Source organism: Thiomicrorhabdus sp. Milos-T2, from assembly GCF_000702325.1.
Classification (GTDB): domain Bacteria; phylum Pseudomonadota; class Gammaproteobacteria; order Thiomicrospirales; family Thiomicrospiraceae; genus Thiomicrorhabdus.
Window position 1 is genome coordinate 1,187,998 of record NZ_KL370891.1, and the last position, 18,185, is coordinate 1,206,182.

Sequence of the window (18,185 nt, forward strand, 5' to 3'; positions counted from 1 at the left end):
ACGGTTAGGTTAGTGCTATGCTTTTGATCACTAACTCAATGGCAGATATTCTCTGCTCAATATCTGGCATTGTATCGAAAAAGCTTAACTCCGTTTGTCCTTTTAGTTTAAATTGCTTAGGCTGTGATTGAATCAACTTAATTAATTTCATAGGATCAATATCGGGTTCGGCATTAAATTGAATACGAAGCATGGCTTCGCCAGCGTCCAGTTTGGTGATCCCAATAGGCTCTATTAACAGTTTTATACGGGTGACTGCAAATAGGTTTTTGACCGAGTCGGGCAATAAACCAAAGCGGTCAATCATTTCTACTTCCAGTTCACGTAGGTCTGCTTTATCGTGGGCACTAGCAATACGTTTATAAAATACAAGTCTAGTATGCACGTCGGGTAGATAATCTTCTGGGATAAGAGCGGTAACCCCTAAATCTACTTCGCTTCCACTATGCAATGCGGTATTAAGTGCTGGATTTTTACCCGATTTTAGGGCTTTAACAGCTCGTTCAAGCAGTTCACTGTATAACCCAAAACCAATTTCTTGTATTTGTCCTGATTGACCATCACCAAGCAGTTCACCGGCGCCACGAATTTCTAAATCATGACTGGCTAGCATAAAGCCTGCGCCTAAGGTGTCGTGTTTGGCAATTGCGGTTAGACGTTTATCGGCATCTTTGCTAAGCATGGATTTACCGGCGGTAAATAGGTAGGCATAAGCTTTATGGTGAGAACGACCGACACGACCTCTTAGTTGGTGAAGCTGAGCGAGTCCAAATTTATCGGCACGGTTTATTAATATGGTATTGGCAGTAGGGATATCGATACCCGTTTCTATAATCGTGGTACAGACTAAAATATTGTAACGACGGTGATAGAAGTTTTCCATGACTGCTTCAAGTTCACGTTCGTGCATTTGACCATTAGCGAAAGTGACTTTAGCCTCAGGAATTAATGCCTCAATGTGCTCGACCATTTTTTCTATTTTATCGACCTGGTTGTAGAGGATATAAACTTGCCCACCACGACGAATTTCACGTAAAGAAGCTTCTCTAACAACATCATCATTCCACTCTTGAACAAAGGTTTGCACGGCTAAACGTTTTGCAGGAGGTGTGGCAATGATAGATAAGTCTCGTAAATCGTTCATGGCCATGTTTAAGGTTCTTGGTATGGGGGTTGCGGTCATGGTGAGCACATCAACTTCGGTTCGCATTTTTTTAAGCTGTTCTTTTTGTCTTACTCCAAAACGATGCTCTTCATCAATAATAATTAAACCAAGATGTTTATAGTCCACATTTTTTTGGATGAGTTTGTGAGTTCCAATAATAATATCGACATTACCCTCTTTTAAATCTTCCAGGGTTTGTTTCTGCTGTTTTGGCGTTTGAAAACGAGAGAGCACATCTATACGCATTGGCCAGTCGGAAAAACGGTTTTTAAAGTTTTCTAAATGTTGCTGCGCAAGTAGGGTGGTTGGAACTAACATGGCTACTTGTTTACCATCGTAAGCAGCAATAAATGCTGCTCGCATTGCCACTTCAGTTTTACCAAAGCCTACGTCACCACACACCAATCTATCCATAGGGAGTTTTGAATGCATGTCTGCAATAACGGATTCAATGGCTTGTTGTTGATCTGGGGTTTCTTCAAATGGAAAACTAGAAGCAAAACGTTGGTAAGCCTCTTCGGGAGTGTTAAAGGCATAACCAGGCCTGGCAGCTCTTTGCGCATAAACATCTAATAATTCTGCGGCAACATCATGAACTTTTTCAGCGGCTTTACGTTTGGCTTTTTCCCATTTATCACTTCCTAAACGATGTAGTGGGGCGGTTTCTGGTGTTGCGCCGGTGTAGCGGCTAATTAAATGTAAAGAGGAAACGGGTACATAGAGTTTGGCATCACCGGCGTATTCAATCATTAAAAATTCTTTTTTATCGCCTTGAATTTCTAAAGTTTCTAATCCAAGATAACGGCCAACACCATGGTCTATATGAACAATTGGGCTGCCTAAATCGAGCTCAATTAAGTTACTAACGGCGGTATTGAAGTCATCATGCTTACGTTTACGACGACGCTTTTGCACCACCGTTTTCCCAAAGATTTGCGTCTCTGAAATTACGCTAAATTGTTCAGTATGTATAGAGGTTTCTAACGGACTAACAATGATGCTGTAAGGTTCAGTAGAATCAATAGCTTCTTGCCATGTGTTAACAATTTTAGGGTGTTGTTGATGTTTACCCAGTAGGGTAAGGAGAGTCTCGCGTCGTCCGGTAGACTCTGCACTATAAATCACTTTTTGATTATAGCGATCTAAAAACGCATTGAGTTTAGCTAATGGGTATTCGCTATTTGATTGAACAGTTAGATCGGGAAGCGGTTGAGTATCAAAAATAGAGGTTGTTTTCTCTGAGCAAACGGATTCTAGGGTAATTCTATGGTGTTGTTTTAGTTCAGCTAAAAACTGATCAGGTGGTAATAATATCTCTACCGGTTTTAGTAGTGGAAAGTCAGGGTTATGTTGGCCAATTTCATAACGTTCTCTATAGTCCCTTAGGGTTTGATCAAGAGTGTTTTCAGTGTTGCCAAAATCAAAAAAGAGGCTGTTTTTAGGTAAATACTGAAATAGGCTGGTCAAATTTTCATGAAACAGCGGCAAATAATATTCTAAACCACCAATGTTTTGAACCTCAGTAACACTTTTATAGACCTGCGCATTTCTAGCATCATTACCAAAATATTCTTTAAACTTATGTCTAAATAAATCAACACCTTGTTTAGTAAAGTTAAATTCTTTTGCAGGTAAAAGCTCAATTTTTTCTATCTGTTCTATAGAGCGCTGTGTTTCTGGATCAAAGCTACGGATTGTTTCGACTTCGTCATCAAAAAGGTCAATTCTAAAAGGGGTTTTGCTGCCCATTGGGAATAGGTCAATAATGGCACCACGAACCGCAAATTCACCATGTTCATATACCTGACCTACTCTTTGGTAACTACCCGATTCTAATTGTTGGCTAAAACTTTCAACATCGAGTGTGTCACCAGTTTTAAGTAAAAAGGTAAATTGTTGAATGTAATCGTGAGGTACTACTTTTTGCATAAAGGTGGCAATTGGAACAATTAATACACCTTGGCTGATGGTAGGTAGACGATATAAGGTTTTTAGGCGTTCAGAAACAATGTCTTGATGGGGGGAAAATTGATCATAAGGCAACGTTTCCCATTCCGGAAAGGTTAATATCTCCGTAGAATCAGCAAGAAAAAAATGTAAACTTTCTTGTAACTGGTTAGCTATTTGCGAATTTTCAGTAAGAATGACAACCAGGCCTGGTGATTTCTGGATGCGGTTAGCAATGGCTAAAGTGCTTTCAGAATGGGTTAATGGAGCCCAATATGAACGATGGCCTTTAATGGATATTTGATCGGTCTTTAGTAATGACGCAAGTTTTTTCATGCTTTTAGTGGATTCTTTGTCAAAAATTGAGCCCAATATTTTAAACTACTCGTACTTTTAAAACTGACTAAATTATTAACAGAGCCTTGTAAGAGTTATAAATCATTAAATTTAGGCGTTACTTTCGGAGAGACCTTTGCACGAGATAGGTGCGAAAGAAAAATAGGCGTGAGTACCCCTTGAGGGTAAAAAATTTGCCTGATTCTCGACTTACCCCTTCGGGCGTCGAGTTCTTCGTTTGCGGCGGAAAACGCAGGGAATAGCTAGCTATTCGCAAGTTGTCGCCCATCGGAAGTGCCCTTGGGGTACAACAAGAATCGGGTGAGTTTTTACCCTCAAGGGGCACCTAGAACCATTTTTACTCGTGCATACTCTCGTGCAAAGGTCTCTCTGAATTTAAGAATAGATAAATTTTTTAATAACAACTTGATTCAAAGGTTCTATGTGAGGTGAATGTGGGGAATTGGGCGTTTTCTTGGGTGCAGATTATGGCTCATAACAAAGCTAAGTTATTAACTACTTGGATAAGTGTTACCGTGTTAAGTTTACTGGGAATGGTAAATTTAGATGTTTCTAATGTATTAAATGATTTGGTTATCTTTGCGTTAAGTTTGCTTGTGATGAGTGCCGTTGTAGGTTATTTACTAGATTCTCCTAAGGTGGTTTTATTGCAACTGGGCTTGAGTGTTTATATTGCCTTTATGACATTTGGTGTGCTTGGGTGGTTGGGATATGCATTAAACCAGGAGTCTCTGCTTGGTTTGGTTGTGTTGATGACGATGTTAAGTAGCAACCTTGTTCATATTCTTAGTACGTTATTGCGCGAAATGGCCAGGGGATTGTTTCAATATGATGCTGTTGCAGAAGCCCTTAAATTAAACACGGCACCTATCTTTTTGTCTAACTTAACCACGGCACTAGGATTTGTTTTTGCTGCCTGGTTGGATTCTCAATACCTTGATTTAGCTTGGTTGGTTGTGGTTGGTGTTACTTTGAGTTTTTTAATTAGTATTAGCTGGCTTCCAATGGTTTTATTAAACTGGCTATTAGAGCTTAGAGTGGGTAATTCATCTGATCGTCATGGTTTGACCTTTGTTGCAAAATGGTTAGAGAAAAAAACACTGTACCGAAAAATATTGACTATAACTGGCTGGTTGTTGGGTTTATTGTTAATAGGGCTTAACTTTTCTGCTTTAAAAGAGTTAGAGCAACTCTTTTGGTTAACGTTTTTATTTGCACTCTTATTTTGGTTTTTTTGGAAAAGTGTTAAGTTGGCTTTGTTAAATGTTTGGGTCAATTTACTGGCACTACTTTTAGCCATAACATTATTTTCCTGGTTTTCAGGGGAGGCTAATTGGAGCCTGTTAATATGGATGGTTCCACTTGGATTGATTGTAGATGACGGTATCCACTTTTTTTCACGTTTTGCTCGCGCCAAATATACGTTATTTTCCGATCCAAAATCAGCCGTTATTTTTGCTATGGCAAGTGTTGGTCGTCCAATTTGGATTACCTCTTGGGTGCTTTTTTCTGGCTTAGCAGTTTTATTACTGAGTAATAATCAGTTGGTAAACCAGGCTAGCCAGTTAACCATGCTAGCGGTTGTAATAGCCACTTTTCTTATATTAACCGTGCTCCCAGCAATGTTAATGACAAAAAATAAACGTTAAATTTAAATGGCTTGTAGAGTTTAAGTCATTGAACCCACAAGATATTGTTATCGAGTTATTAGTTAAGTTGATTTGTCATTGATAAATTTTATTTTCTTTTATAAGTTAAATATCGCAATATAAGCACAATTATCTCTATACTGTGTTTTCAAGAAAGCTTGATTATTACAATATCTCATGAGATTTTCATTCATATAATAATTAATAATATAATTAATAATAAAAAATAATTACGAGGCATAAACATGGCAACAGTAGTTGTAGTTGGTTCTAGTACCGGTGGTTTACCAATGTCTTACGATATTCGTAAGCATTTAGACAAGGGTCATACTGTAAAAGTAGTAAACGCAATTGATGAATTTAACTTTGTTCCGTCTAACCCATGGGTGGCAGTGGGCTGGAGAAAACCAGAAGACATCTCATTTAAGCTTGAACCTTATTTAACACGCAAAGGTATTGAGTTTTACAACCAAACTTGTGTTGGTTTAGATGCTGATAATAACAATATTACTTTAGATGATGGCACAGTAATGGATTACGATTACCTAATCCTTTCTACAGGTCCTTCTCTAGCATTTGACGAAGTTGAAGGTTTTGGTCCTAAGAGTCACGGTGGTAACACGGTTTCTGTTTGCACTACCGCACACGCTGTTGAAGCTTATGATCAATGGGAAGAGTTCTGCGCAAATCCAGGCCCAATAATTATTGGAGCGGTACAAGGGGCTTCATGTTTCGGTCCTGCTTATGAGTTTGCCATGATTATGGAAACAGATTTACGTAAGCGTAAAATCCGTAGCCAAGTTCCTATGACTTTTGTTACTGCTGAACCTTATATTGGTCACTTAGGTTTAGGTGGTGTTGGTGATTCTAAAGGTTTAATGGAATCAGAAATGCGTAACCGTCATATTGAATGGATTTGCAATGCAAAGACAACCAAAATTGATGATGGAATCATGTATATTGATGAGCATAACAACCAAGGTGAAGTGATTAATAAGCACGAGTTGCCATTTAAATATGCAATGATGCTACCTGCATTTAAAGGTTCTAAGTTCCTACAAGAATTAGTGGATGCAGATCCAGAAAAAATGGGTGGTCCATTAGTTAATCCTCGTGGTTTTGTTAAGGTTGATAAATATAGCCGTAACCCGACTTATCATAATATTTACTCATTAGGTGTAGGTATTGCGATTCCTCCAGTTGATGCTAAGTGTCCTGTTCCTTGCGGTACACCTAAAACTGGTTTAATGATTGAGTCAATGGTGACTGCTATTTGCCATAACATTGAAGCGAACGTAGAAGGTAAAGAACCATACGAAGAACCTACTTGGAATACAGTATGTCTTGCTGATATGGGTGATTCTGGTGCAGCATTTGTTGCTCTTCCTCAAATTCCACCACGTAACTTAACGTGGGCTAAGAAAGGTAAGTGGGTTCACTTAGCTAAAATTGCATTTGAGAAATACTTTATCCGTAATATGAAGTCTGGTAACTCTGAACCGATTTATCAGAAATACATTATGAAAATGTTAGGTATTACGCGTCTGAAATCAGATAAATAATATTTAGCTAGTCATAGTAAAAAACGCCCTCAATTAGCAGGGCGTTTTTTTTTGCCCTCGTTTATAATACGCAAGCTATGACGCTTGCATTCACTCTTCACTATCTTGATCTCCTTGGTACAGTAGTTTTCGCTATTACTGGGCTATTGGCTGCCCGCAGAAAACAATTAGACTTATTTGGTGCAATCGTTATTGCAATGGTTACAGCGATTGGTGGCGGAACTTTGCGCGACTTAATTATTGATGTTCCTGTCTTTTGGACACAACAAGTCATTTATATTTATATTGTTGTAATATCGGCACTCTTTCTATTCTTTTTTGCACGTTTTAAACGCCTTCCTATTCGGATGCTCTTGTTTTTTGATGCTTTAGGTTTAGCGGTTTTTACCGTAATAGGGACTCAAAAAGCCATGGCCTTAGGTTTTGCTGACCCTATTGCAATCATGACGGGTATTATGACTGGCGTGGTAGGTGGTATTATTCGTGATGTTTTAGTTGGTGAAGTTCCGTTAGTGTTCCGTAAAGAAATATACGCTACAGCCTCGTTTACGGGTGCGAGTATATTTTTATTGATGGAGCATACCGGGTTTACGATAGAAGTTGCGGTGATTGTTTCAATAACTATTACATTGTTTATGAGAGTATGGGCAATACTCTTTAATATAGAATTACCAGTTTTCATCTCTTACAAAGCACCTGAACAGAGTTATGCCAAGAAAACGCAACAACAAAAATTAGAAAAAGCAAATAACACCAACAATAAAAATAAGGCTAAATAATAGGCTAATCTATGGTCAAAATCCCGTATGAACTTTTATTAGGTTTTCGATATACACGTGCAAAACGTCGCAATGGATTCATCTCATTTATTTCACTATCATCAATGCTAGGTATTGCTTTGGGTGTAACAGCGTTAATTACGGTTTTATCTATAATGAATGGTTTCCAAGAAGAACTCCGCGACCGTATTTTAGGTATGACTGCTCATATGACGATTAATGAACGTACCGACCGCCTGGAAGACTGGCAGACGCTTTACAACCAAGTCATTAACCAACCTCATGTAGAAGGTGCGGCTCCTAACATTATGGAGCAGGGGATGTTAACCATTGGAAATAAGGTTAATGGCGTGGCCATTCGTGGAGTTTTGCCTGAATTTGAAGGTCAAGTTGCAGATATCGGAAGCGAGATGAAGTTTGGAAGCTTAGATGATTTGCAACCCAAAAAATACCATATTATTTTAGGGCATGAGTTGGCTTTAAGTTTGGGAGTTTCTATTGGTGATAAGGTCACATTAATTGCTCCGCAGGGAAGTGTTTCTCCAGTTGGTGTGGTTCCTAGAATTAAACGTTTTACTGTAAGCGGTATTTTTGAAGCGGGTATGCATGAGTATGATAGTGGCTTGGCAATTATTCATATTGATGATGCTAAAAAAGTCTTTAAATATGGTAAATCAGTAAGTGGATTACAACTTAAACTGGATGACTTATTTAATGTCGGTCAAGTTAAATCTGAACTAGCCGGCGTTGTTGATCGTACTTTGTATATGCGTGATTGGCGTCAACAGCACAGTAATTTTTTTAAAGCAATTGAGATGGAAAAACGCATGATGTTTATTGTGTTGACTTTAATTATTATGGTGGCTGCGTTTAATATTGTTTCAACCATGGTTATGGTCGTAACAGATAAACAAAGTGATATTGCGGTTCTTAGAACGATTGGCGCAACTCCCATGAGTATTCAGTTGATTTTTATTATACAAGGACTAATTATCGGTATGCTTGGTGTCATATTGGGGTTAATAGGGGGCTTAAGTTTGGCTTTAAATATTGATGTGATTGTGCCTTTTATTGAGCAATTGTTGGGCTTTAAGTTTTTCCCCCCTGATATTTATTACATTAGCTCAGTACCTTCAAAGTTAGTTTGGTCTGATGTTTGGTATATAACCAGTTTGGCTTTCTTATTAACCTTGCTTGCAACATTGTACCCGGCAAGAAAAGCATCAAAAGTGAATCCTGCGGAGGCGCTTCGTTATGAGTAATCATATTCACAATGTTGTATTAGAAGCAACAGGGTTAGAAAAGACCTATCAAGACGCAGAAATTGAAACTGAAGTTTTTACAGAAATTGATTTTCAGTTAAAAAAGGGTGAAAAGGTAGCTATTGTAGGGGCATCTGGTTCAGGCAAAAGTACACTGCTTCATCTTCTAGCGGGTTTAGATTCTCCTAATAAGGGCAAGGTCACACTTAACGGTGAACCCTTTTCTGAAAAAAATGATGTGGTAAGAGGTAAGTTAAGAAATCGCTATATGGGTTTTGTCTATCAATTTCACCATTTATTTTCAGAACTGACCGCGTTAGAAAATGTCATGATGCCTCTACAAATTAGGCGAGTTTCTACCAAAGAAGCGACTGCAAAAGCTAGAACATTACTTGAAAGAGTGGGGTTATCAGAAAGAGCGTTACATAAACCAAGCGAGTTATCTGGTGGTGAGCGTCAACGTGTAGCGATTGCTAGAGCTCTAATAACGAATCCAACCTGTATTTTAGCGGATGAACCAACCGGTAATTTGGACTATATGTCTGCGGGTCAAGTGTTTGACTTACTTCTTGAACTTAATGAAGATTTAGGTACCGCGTTGTTAATTGTTACCCATGATCGTAACCTGGCTGCCCAGATGGATAGACAAGTCACCTTATTAGATGGTCGCTTAACGACATCTTAAATTTTTAACTTAAAATTGGATATCTGTGTTAACTCTTCAAAACCTTTCTATTAGAGCGGGTGTTAAACCGCTTTTAGACTCTGCTTCTCTTACGGTTCATCCTGGACAAAAAATTGGCTTAATTGGTCAAAATGGCGTTGGAAAAACGACATTGTTTAAAACTATTTTAAATGAGGTTCCAATCGAATCTGGCAGCGTAGGTATTCCACATAATTGGTTGATAGGTTGTGTAGAACAAGAGGTTGCTGCTAAAGAGCTTAACTCCTTAGAGTATGTTACATATGGTGACTCTTTATATGCTGAAAGTACCGATAACGTTAAGCAAGCTGAATCTTTAGGTGACAATGAAGCCTTGGTTTCAGCTTACGATGCTTTAGATAAAATATCGGGTTATCTAGTTCCTAATAAAGCCAAGCAACTGCTTTATGGTTTAGGTTTTACGGATAGTGATTTTGATAAAAATCTATCGGCTTTTTCAGGAGGTTGGCAAGTTAGACTCAAGCTTGCAAGAGCTTTGATGCAGCGTGCAGATTTACTTCTACTCGATGAGCCTACAAACCATTTAGATATTGAGGCCGTTGCGTGGTTGGAGCAATGGTTAAAATCTTATGAAGGTGCGGTTCTTATCATCTCTCATGATCGTGATTTTTTAGATCAAGTAGTGCAAGGTATTGCTCACATACATAACCAAAAGATTACCTTCTATTCAGGGAATTTTGCTGCATTTGAACGCCAGCGTAATGAACAGTTAATGCAGCAACAAGCTTTGCATGATAAGCAAAAGCAGCAAATGCAGCACTTAAAAAGTTTTATTGAACGTTTTAAGGCAAAAGCAAGTAAAGCCAAGCAAGCCCAAAGCCGTGTAAAAGCCTTAGAGCGAATGGAAGAAGTGGCTGCGGTTCAGGCAATGAACCCATTTACTTTTAAGTTTCTTTCACCAGATCATCAACCTGATCCCATGATGAATATTAATGATTTATCATTTTCTTATGGCGACAAGGCAATTTTGAAATCAGTAGATCTTGTTTTGCGTGCAGGTGATCGCATTGGTTTGGTTGGGGTAAATGGTTCAGGAAAAACTACTCTTTTAAAGCAATTGGTGGGAGAATTAAAACCACAATCAGGCAAGGTGATTGTAAGTAAAGGCGTTAAAATCGGTTACTTTGCTCAACATCAGATTGATTCTTTGCATTTTGATCAAAGTCCACTTCAACATTTGTTAACTCAAGAAAATTCTCCATCTGATCAAGAATCACGCGATTTTTTGGGACAGTTTGGTTTTTCCAATACCCAGTGTTTAGAGTCTATAAAAACCTTTTCTGGAGGTGAGAAAGCTCGATTAGCTTTAGCCCTTATTGTCTACCAAAAACCAAATTTAATTATTTTAGATGAACCGACTAACCATTTAGATATGGAAACTCGCGATGCTTTAGATATGGCTATTCAAGAGTTTGCTGGCGCAGTTATTTTGGTAACCCATGATAAACATTTACTAGCTAGTATTTCTGACCAGTTTTGGTGGGTTCATAAAGGTAAAGTCAGTCTTTATCATGGCGATTTAGACGGGTATTTACAAGAACAATTAAAAGCGATTAAGCAAGCACAGTCAGAAAATAAAACAACCAGGCCTGGTCAATCTAAAAAAGAGTTGCGCCAACAAAATGCTCAACAAAGAAAAATATTAGAAAATCAAATAAAGCCCTACCAAAAAGAGATTAAGCAGCTTGATAAAAAAATGGAAACCTTGCAAAAGGATTTATCAAATTACCATACGATGATGGAAGATGAATCGTTGTACGATACGGCAAGTAAAGAAAAGTTATCTGAATGCTTAAAGTTGCAGGCAATATGTAGTCAACAATTAGAAGCGGCTGAAATGCGTTGGCTAGAATTAGAAGAGTTAATTGAAGAGGTTAAAAAAGAGTTAGAGGAGTGATGAATTGCATTTAGGGTTTAACCTAAGATGCAATTCAATTGTTTTTAACGGAAAGATGGTCCGTGTTTAAAACCTAGTTTACGTAAGATTAATACCATTGGGCAAAAACCCGTAATAGAAGAAAAAACAAGGTTAGCACCCACAAAACCGGTTAGGTACAACCATACAGGCGTGTGATAAACACTAAGTATGGTACTCAAAAGAACCATGGTTCCTGCTACAAGTAATACAATTCTCTCAATTGTCATTTTAGATTCCTTAAATTTAAGTTTAATTTCTGTTATTTGTTTTAGTCGTTATCTAAGTCATTCAATAACTAAGACTTAAGTATCAATAATTCTTGGCTGCGAATTCTATCAGTTTTTAATATATACTCAAGAAAACCCATTAAAATTACACTTTTCTTATTGTTTTTACTCCATTTTATGAGTTTTACTTTAAATATGTACGCGAAATCCGTATAATTCTGTCTCTAAATTTTAACGATTAAGATTTGTCCTTTAAAAGAAATTTTAAGACGTTTTTTAATTAATCTATTAAAACTATCGAACTTTGAGATTTAAAAATGCAAGTAACTGTAGAAAAGCCAGAACAAGGTCTTGAGCACAAAATGACGGTAACGTTCCCATCTGATAATTTAAGTGCAGATGTTGAAAAACGTTTAAATGAAATTCGTCGCACGGTAAAAATGGATGGTTTCCGTCCAGGTAAAGTACCACTAAGCGTAGTTAAAAAACGTCATGGTGCACAGGTTCACCAAGAAGTAATGGGTGAAGCACTACAAAAAGCATTTTACGATGCAACTGAACAAGAAAATATTCAAGTAGCTGGTTACCCAATGTTTGATAGTCTTGATGACAAAGATGGTCAAGTCACTTTTACCGCTCGTTTTGAAGTTTATCCTGAAATTACACTTCCTGAATTTTCAGGCGTAAAAGTGGAAACAATCAAATCTGAAGTAACGGATAAAGATGTTGACGGTATGATTACTCGTCTTCGTGAACAGCGTATGGCTTGGAAACCTTCTAAGAGTGGCGCCAAAAAAGCTAAAATGGGTGAGCAAGTTATCATCGATTTCACTGGAAAAATCGATGGAGAAGCCTTTGAAGGTGGATCAGCTGAAGATGTTCCATTAGAGCTTGGTTCTGGACGTATGATTCCTGGTTTTGAAGATGGAATCGTTGGTATGAAAAAAGGTGAAGAAAAGGCTATAGAAGTGGCTTTCCCTGAAGATTATCACGCAGATTCTTTAAAAGGTAAAACAGCTGTATTTGATATTACTGTTCACTCTATCTCAACGAAAGTTCTTCCTGAAATTGACGAAGAATTTGTGAAGTCATTTGGTATTGAAGATGGTTCTGAAGACTCTTTAGTTAAAGAAATTAAAGATAGCATGGAAAAAGAACTTGCTAGAGCTGTAGAAAGTAAAAATCGCGCCGCGGCTTTAAAATCACTTCAAGAAGTTGTTGATGTAGAATTACCTAAGTCTTTGATTGAACAAGAAGTTAAAAACTTGATGGACCGTGCCGTACAAAGCATGCAGGAACAAGGCGTTAAACCTGAAGATGTTAAAATCGAAGCCGTTCAATTCGAAGATGAAGCGAAAGAGCGTGTTAAGTTAGGTTTGATCTTAGGCGATATTATCAAAGCTAATAATATTGAAGCATCAAATGAAGAAGTTGAAGCATATATTGCTGAACAAGCTTCTTCTTATGAAGATCCTTCTGAAGTGATTGGTTGGTATGCACAGAACCCTGGCGCACGATCTGAGATTCGAGGTGTTTTAGTTGAAGGTAAGGTTGCTGCTAAAATTATTGAAGAAGCAAAAGTAAAAGAAGTGACTAAAGCTTTTGAAGAAGTTATCAATACGCCTGCGTAATTCAATTTATAACTCAATTTATAACGCTGTATAGACTTCAAAACTTAACCCTGAGCATATATTTCTTATTTGTGCTTGGGGTTAAGTTTTTTTTTGCCTCAGAAAAGGCTAAGATACTCCTAAATACAAATTTAATATAAATGAGACCTTTGCACGAGAGTATGCGCGAGTAAAAATGGTTAAAATTCACCTGATTTTTGTTTAAAAACTTGCGAATAGCTAGCTATTCGCTGTGTTTCCCGCCGCAATCAGGCAAATTTTACCTCATTTTTCTTTCGCACCTATCTCATGCAAAGGTCTCAAATAAAACCTACAGGACATAAAGCAGTATATGGATAACATGATTCAAAATGCACTCGTACCAATGGTAATTGAACAGACTAGCCGTGGCGAGCGTTCGTACGATATTTATTCTAGACTTTTAAAAGAACGCGTTATCTTTTTAGTTGGACAGGTAGAAGACCATATGGCCAATTTGATTGTGGCTCAAATGTTGTTTCTAGAATCAGAGAATCCTGATAAAGATATTCATTTATATATTAACTCTCCAGGCGGTAGCGTGACAGCGGGTATGGCTATATACGATACCATGCGTTTTATTAAACCTGATGTAAGTACTATGTGTATTGGCCAAGCGGCAAGTATGGGGTCTTTCTTATTGTCGGCAGGTGCGAAGGGTAAACGATTTGCATTGCCTAATTCTCGTGTAATGATTCATCAACCTTTAGGTGGTTTTCAAGGGCAGGCAAGTGATATTCAAATTCATGCTCAAGAAATCTTACAAATTAAAGAAAAGTTAAATAGAGCGTTAGCTGATCATACCGGTCAGGATATTAAAACGATTGAGCAAGATACAGATAGAGATAATTTCATGAGTTCTGAACAAGCTTGTGACTATGGTTTAATCGACAAAGTATTAACAAATCGTTAAGGCAGTAAAGTATGAGTGAAGATAAGACATTGTATTGTTCTTTTTGCGGAAAAGGGCAAGATGAAGTTAGAAAGTTAATCGCAGGTCCGTCGGTTTATATCTGTGACGAGTGCGTTGAGTTATGTAATGACATTTTGCGTGATGAATTTGGTGAAGAAGATATTAGCCAATTTGAACTAGAAAATTTACCTACACCGCATGAAATCAGTCACATTCTTGATGATTATGTTATTGGCCAATTTAATGCTAAAAAGGTACTTTCTGTAGCGGTTTACAATCATTATAAGCGTCTACAACAAGCACACGTTAAAGATGATGTAGAATTAACTAAAAGTAACATTCTTTTAATTGGTCCAACAGGTTCTGGTAAAACACTTTTAGCACAAACCTTAGCGCGTTTGTTAGATGTTCCTTTTGCGATTGCAGATGCAACCACGTTAACAGAAGCAGGTTATGTTGGTGAAGATGTTGAAAGTATCGTATTAAAATTACTACAACGTTGTGATAATGATCCTGAAAAAGCAGAGCGCGGAATCATCTATATTGATGAAATTGATAAAATCACCCGTAAATCTGAAAACCCATCAATTACCCGAGATGTATCTGGTGAAGGTGTTCAGCAAGCTTTACTTAAATTGGTTGAAGGTACAATGGCTTCAGTTCCTCCACAAGGCGGACGCAAGCACCCAAACCAAGATATGATTCAAGTGGACACCTCTAAAATATTGTTTATTGTTGGTGGCGCTTTTGAAGGTTTAGACAAGATTATTGACCAACGTACGGAAACCAATATTGGTATTGGCTTCTCTGCAGAAGTTAAAACTAAGGATAAACAGCTTTCAGTCACTGAGAAATTCCAAAAGATTGAGCCAGAAGATTTAATCAAATTTGGTCTTATTCCAGAGTTTGTGGGTCGTCTTCCAATGATTGCCTCCCTTGAAGAATTAGATGAAGCCGCTTTGATTAAAATTTTAACTGAACCAAAAAATGCTTTAGTGAAGCAGTTTCAGAAAATGTTTGAACTGGAAGGTGCTGAACTAGAATTTAGAAAAGATGCGCTATCTGAAATTGCGAATTTAGCAATTGAAAGAAAAACCGGAGCGCGTGGTCTACGTTCAATTTTGGAGCAATTGTTGCTTGATACGATGTATGACCTACCAAGCTTGAAAAATGTAGAAAAGGTCGCTATAAATAAAGCAGTGATTCAAGGTAAAAAATCACCGTTGCTTGTTTATAAAGAAGAGCAGTCTAAAAAAGCATCGAGTGAATAGAAAGTTGAGACCTTTGCATGAGATAGGTGCGAAAGAAAAATGAGGGAAAATTTACCTGATTGCGGCGGAAAACGCAGGGAATAGCTAGCTATTCGCAAGTTTTTTAACAAAAATAAGGTGAATTTTTACCCTCAAGGGGTACCTAGAACCATTTTACTCGTACATAATCTTGTGCAAAGGTCTCAGTTAAAATAGCCCTTTAAATAAACGTTTTAAACCCAGCTATATGCTGGGTTTTTTAAAGACAAAATACCTGATAAGGGATAATAATGGATATAGACCAAGTAAGTATGAAAATGAATGTACTAATTTTACCATTAAGAGATGTAGTGGTTTTCCCTGGAAATGTAATGCCATTATTTGTGGGCAGAGAAAAATCAATACAGGCCTTAAATGAGGCTATGCAAGGTGATAAACAAATATTTTTAGTTACTCAAAAAAGCGCCGAGCTAGATGTCCCAACCCTTGAAGATTTGTACTCTGTTGGCACCATGGCAAACATATTGCAGCTTTTAAAACTGCCTGACGGTACGGTTAAAGTTTTAGTTGAAGGGGTTCAACGCTTTGAATTGACTGGCTTATATGCAGAAGAGAATGTACTACTTGGTGATATTAGTGAAATTGAATCTAATGAAGAAAACGAAACAGATTCAATTGTGTTGATGCGTGCTTTGAGTGAACGCTTTGCCTTGTTTGCGGAACTAAAGAAAAAAATCCCTTCCGAAGTAAAAACCTCAGTAAAAAAAGAGACAGATCCCGAACGTATGGTGGATTTAATTTCTTCAAATTTAAAGCTCTCAGTTGATGAAAAACAGTCCCTACTTGAGTTAACGTCTACTAGTGATAGATTAGAAAAAGTCTTAGCGCTAGTTGAAACAGAGCTTGAAATGCTAGAGTCTGAACGCAGAATTACCAGTCGTGTTAAAAAACAAATGGATAAAACTCAGCGAGAATATTATCTCAATGAAAAAATTAAAGCCATTCACACGGAATTATCAGGTGATGAAGAAGCGGTTAATGAATTAGATGAAATTAAACAGCGCATAGAAAAGGCTGGGTTAACGGAATCTGCAAAAAATAAAGCTAATTCAGAGCTTAAAAAACTTAAATTAATGCCAGCACAATCTTCTGAAGCGACAGTGGTCAGAAATTATTTAGATTGGTTAATTGATATTCCCTGGAAAAAACGTAGTCGAGTATCAAAAGACTTGAATAAAGCCGAAAACATTCTTGATGCTCAGCATTATGGTTTGGAGAAAGTTAAAGAACGTATTATTGAATACCTCGCAGTGCAAAAGCGTGTTGGGAAAATGAAAGGGCCAATCCTTTGTTTAGTTGGGCCTCCTGGTGTAGGTAAAACCTCATTAGCACGTTCTATTTCAGAAGCAACCAATCGAAAGTATGTTCGCATGTCATTAGGTGGTGTTCGCGATGAAGCGGAGATAAGAGGGCACCGTAAAACCTATATTGGTGCTTTGCCAGGTAAAATTATTCAAAAAATGCATTCAGCAGGCACTAAGAACCCTCTATTTTTATTAGATGAAATAGACAAAATGTCTAGTGATATGCGCGGAGACCCAGCTTCAGCATTGTTAGAAGTGCTCGATCCCGAACAAAATAATGCCTTTAACGATCACTACCTAGAAGTCGATTACGATTTATCTGATGTAATGTTTGTTGCTACCTCTAACTCAATGGATATTCCTGAGGCGCTATTAGACCGTATGGAGGTGATTAACTTATCTGGTTACACTGAACCTGAAAAACTCAATATTGCTAAGCAACATCTTTTACCTCGTGCTTTAAAAGACCATGGTTTAAAAGAGAGTGAGCTAGAAATTGAGGAATCGGCTCTGCTCGCTATTATTCAAATCTACACTCGAGAAGCAGGGGTGCGTTTACTGGCTCGGGAACTTGCTAAGATTTGTCGTAAAGCGGTAAAACAAATCGTGACTAACGAAGCTGATGCCGGCAAAATTTTAGTTACTTCAAAAGAGCTCGAGTCTTATTTAGGTGTAGCTCGTTATCGTGTTGGTTTGGCTGATTCAGAAGATAGGATTGGTCAAGTCTCAGGATTGGCATGGACAAGAGTAGGCGGAGATTTACTGCGTATTGAAGCGACAGCAATGCCAGGTAAAGGAAAACTCTCCAGTACAGGACAATTAGGTAGTGTAATGCAAGAGTCTGTACAAGCGGCAATGAGTGTTATTAGAAGTCGTTCTAAAACATTAGGTTTGGATGATGATTTTTATGAAACTAATGATCTACATTTACATTTTCCAGAAGGGGCTATTAAAAAGGATGGTCCTAGTGCGGGTATTGCTATCTGTACGGCCATTACTTCAGTGTTAACTAAAATTCCTGTTAAAGCGAACGTAGCGATGACAGGAGAGATTACATTGCGTGGTGAGGTGCTTCCAATAGGTGGATTAAAAGAGAAATTACTCGCTGCTCTGCGTGGAGGCATTAAAACCGTATTAATTCCACAAGATAATGTGAGAGATTTGGCAGACGTACCTGAAGAAGTGAAAAATCAACTCGATATTCATCCTGTTCAATGGGTGGATGAGGTTTTAGAATTAGCCTTAACTGAAGAGCCAAAACCTATAGACAGCGTAACTGAAGCCATAACTTATACTGATGATAAAGCCCAAAAAACACCGCAAAAGGCTTCAAATCGACATTAATTAGTGAAAATACGTTTTTTTACTTGACACCATTTGGTGATGATTGCTATAAATGCATTAGCCAAAGGTGGTGGA

12 protein-coding genes are annotated in these 18,185 nt (G+C 37.8%); 10 read left to right on the top strand and 2 right to left on the bottom strand.

Annotated elements, in window-relative coordinates:
- Positions 1-4: 4 nt before the first annotated feature.
- Positions 5-3,448, bottom strand: a complete 3,444-nt coding sequence (gene mfd, locus BS34_RS0105300) for a transcription-repair coupling factor (protein ID WP_051640698.1) — start codon at positions 3,446-3,448, stop codon at positions 5-7.
- 488 nt (positions 3,449-3,936) lie between these two features.
- On the opposite strand from mfd, the gene BS34_RS0105305 reads away from it, so the two are divergent.
- The 6 genes from BS34_RS0105305 (at position 3,937) to BS34_RS0105330 (ending at position 11,342) form a co-directional block, all read left to right on the top strand.
- Positions 3,937-5,118: an MMPL family transporter gene (locus tag BS34_RS0105305; protein WP_158660978.1), complete on the top strand. Its 1,182-nt coding sequence runs from the start codon at positions 3,937-3,939 to the stop codon at positions 5,116-5,118.
- 245 nt (positions 5,119-5,363) lie between these two features.
- On the top strand, positions 5,364-6,680 hold the full coding sequence (locus BS34_RS0105310) for an NAD(P)/FAD-dependent oxidoreductase (RefSeq protein WP_029407502.1): 1,317 nt from the start codon (positions 5,364-5,366) through the stop codon (positions 6,678-6,680).
- A 77-nt stretch (positions 6,681-6,757) separates the two neighbouring features.
- Positions 6,758-7,459 (top strand): trimeric intracellular cation channel family protein, encoded by a 702-nt coding sequence (locus BS34_RS0105315; RefSeq protein ID WP_029407503.1) that lies wholly within the window; start codon positions 6,758-6,760, stop codon positions 7,457-7,459.
- Positions 7,460-7,470: 11 nt separating this feature from the next.
- Positions 7,471-8,721 (top strand): lipoprotein-releasing ABC transporter permease subunit, encoded by a 1,251-nt coding sequence (locus BS34_RS0105320; protein WP_029407504.1) that lies wholly within the window; start codon positions 7,471-7,473, stop codon positions 8,719-8,721.
- Entirely contained in the window at positions 8,714-9,406 is a 693-nt protein-coding gene (gene lolD / locus BS34_RS0105325) for a lipoprotein-releasing ABC transporter ATP-binding protein LolD (protein WP_051640699.1), read from the top strand. The genes BS34_RS0105320 and lolD overlap by 8 nt, the downstream gene beginning before the upstream one ends.
- 25 nt (positions 9,407-9,431) lie before the next feature.
- Complete coding sequence (locus tag BS34_RS0105330; protein WP_029407506.1) at positions 9,432-11,342, top strand: ABC-F family ATP-binding cassette domain-containing protein; 1,911 nt, start codon at positions 9,432-9,434, stop codon at positions 11,340-11,342.
- Between the two features lie 44 nt (positions 11,343-11,386).
- Here the strand turns inward: BS34_RS0105330 and BS34_RS0105335 are convergent, their stop codons facing one another.
- A complete protein-coding gene (locus BS34_RS0105335) occupies positions 11,387-11,590 on the bottom strand; it encodes a YgaP family membrane protein (RefSeq protein ID WP_029407507.1) in 204 nt (67 codons plus the stop codon).
- Between the two features lie 317 nt (positions 11,591-11,907).
- On the opposite strand from BS34_RS0105335, the gene tig reads away from it, so the two are divergent.
- From tig to lon, 4 genes are all read left to right on the top strand, one after another.
- Entirely contained in the window at positions 11,908-13,221 is a 1,314-nt protein-coding gene (gene tig, locus BS34_RS0105340) for a trigger factor (RefSeq protein ID WP_029407508.1), read from the top strand.
- Between the two features lie 331 nt (positions 13,222-13,552).
- On the top strand, positions 13,553-14,152 hold the full coding sequence (clpP, locus tag BS34_RS0105345; RefSeq protein ID WP_029407509.1) for an ATP-dependent Clp endopeptidase proteolytic subunit ClpP: 600 nt from the start codon (positions 13,553-13,555) through the stop codon (positions 14,150-14,152).
- An 11-nt stretch (positions 14,153-14,163) separates the two neighbouring features.
- The gene (gene clpX / locus BS34_RS0105350) at positions 14,164-15,423 is read left to right on the top strand and encodes an ATP-dependent Clp protease ATP-binding subunit ClpX (RefSeq protein WP_029407510.1); all 1,260 of its coding nucleotides are present in this window, start codon (positions 14,164-14,166) and stop codon (positions 15,421-15,423) included.
- A 290-nt stretch (positions 15,424-15,713) separates the two neighbouring features.
- A complete protein-coding gene (gene lon, locus BS34_RS0105355; RefSeq protein ID WP_369699487.1) occupies positions 15,714-18,110 on the top strand; it encodes an endopeptidase La in 2,397 nt (798 codons plus the stop codon).
- Positions 18,111-18,185 lie beyond the last annotated feature (75 nt).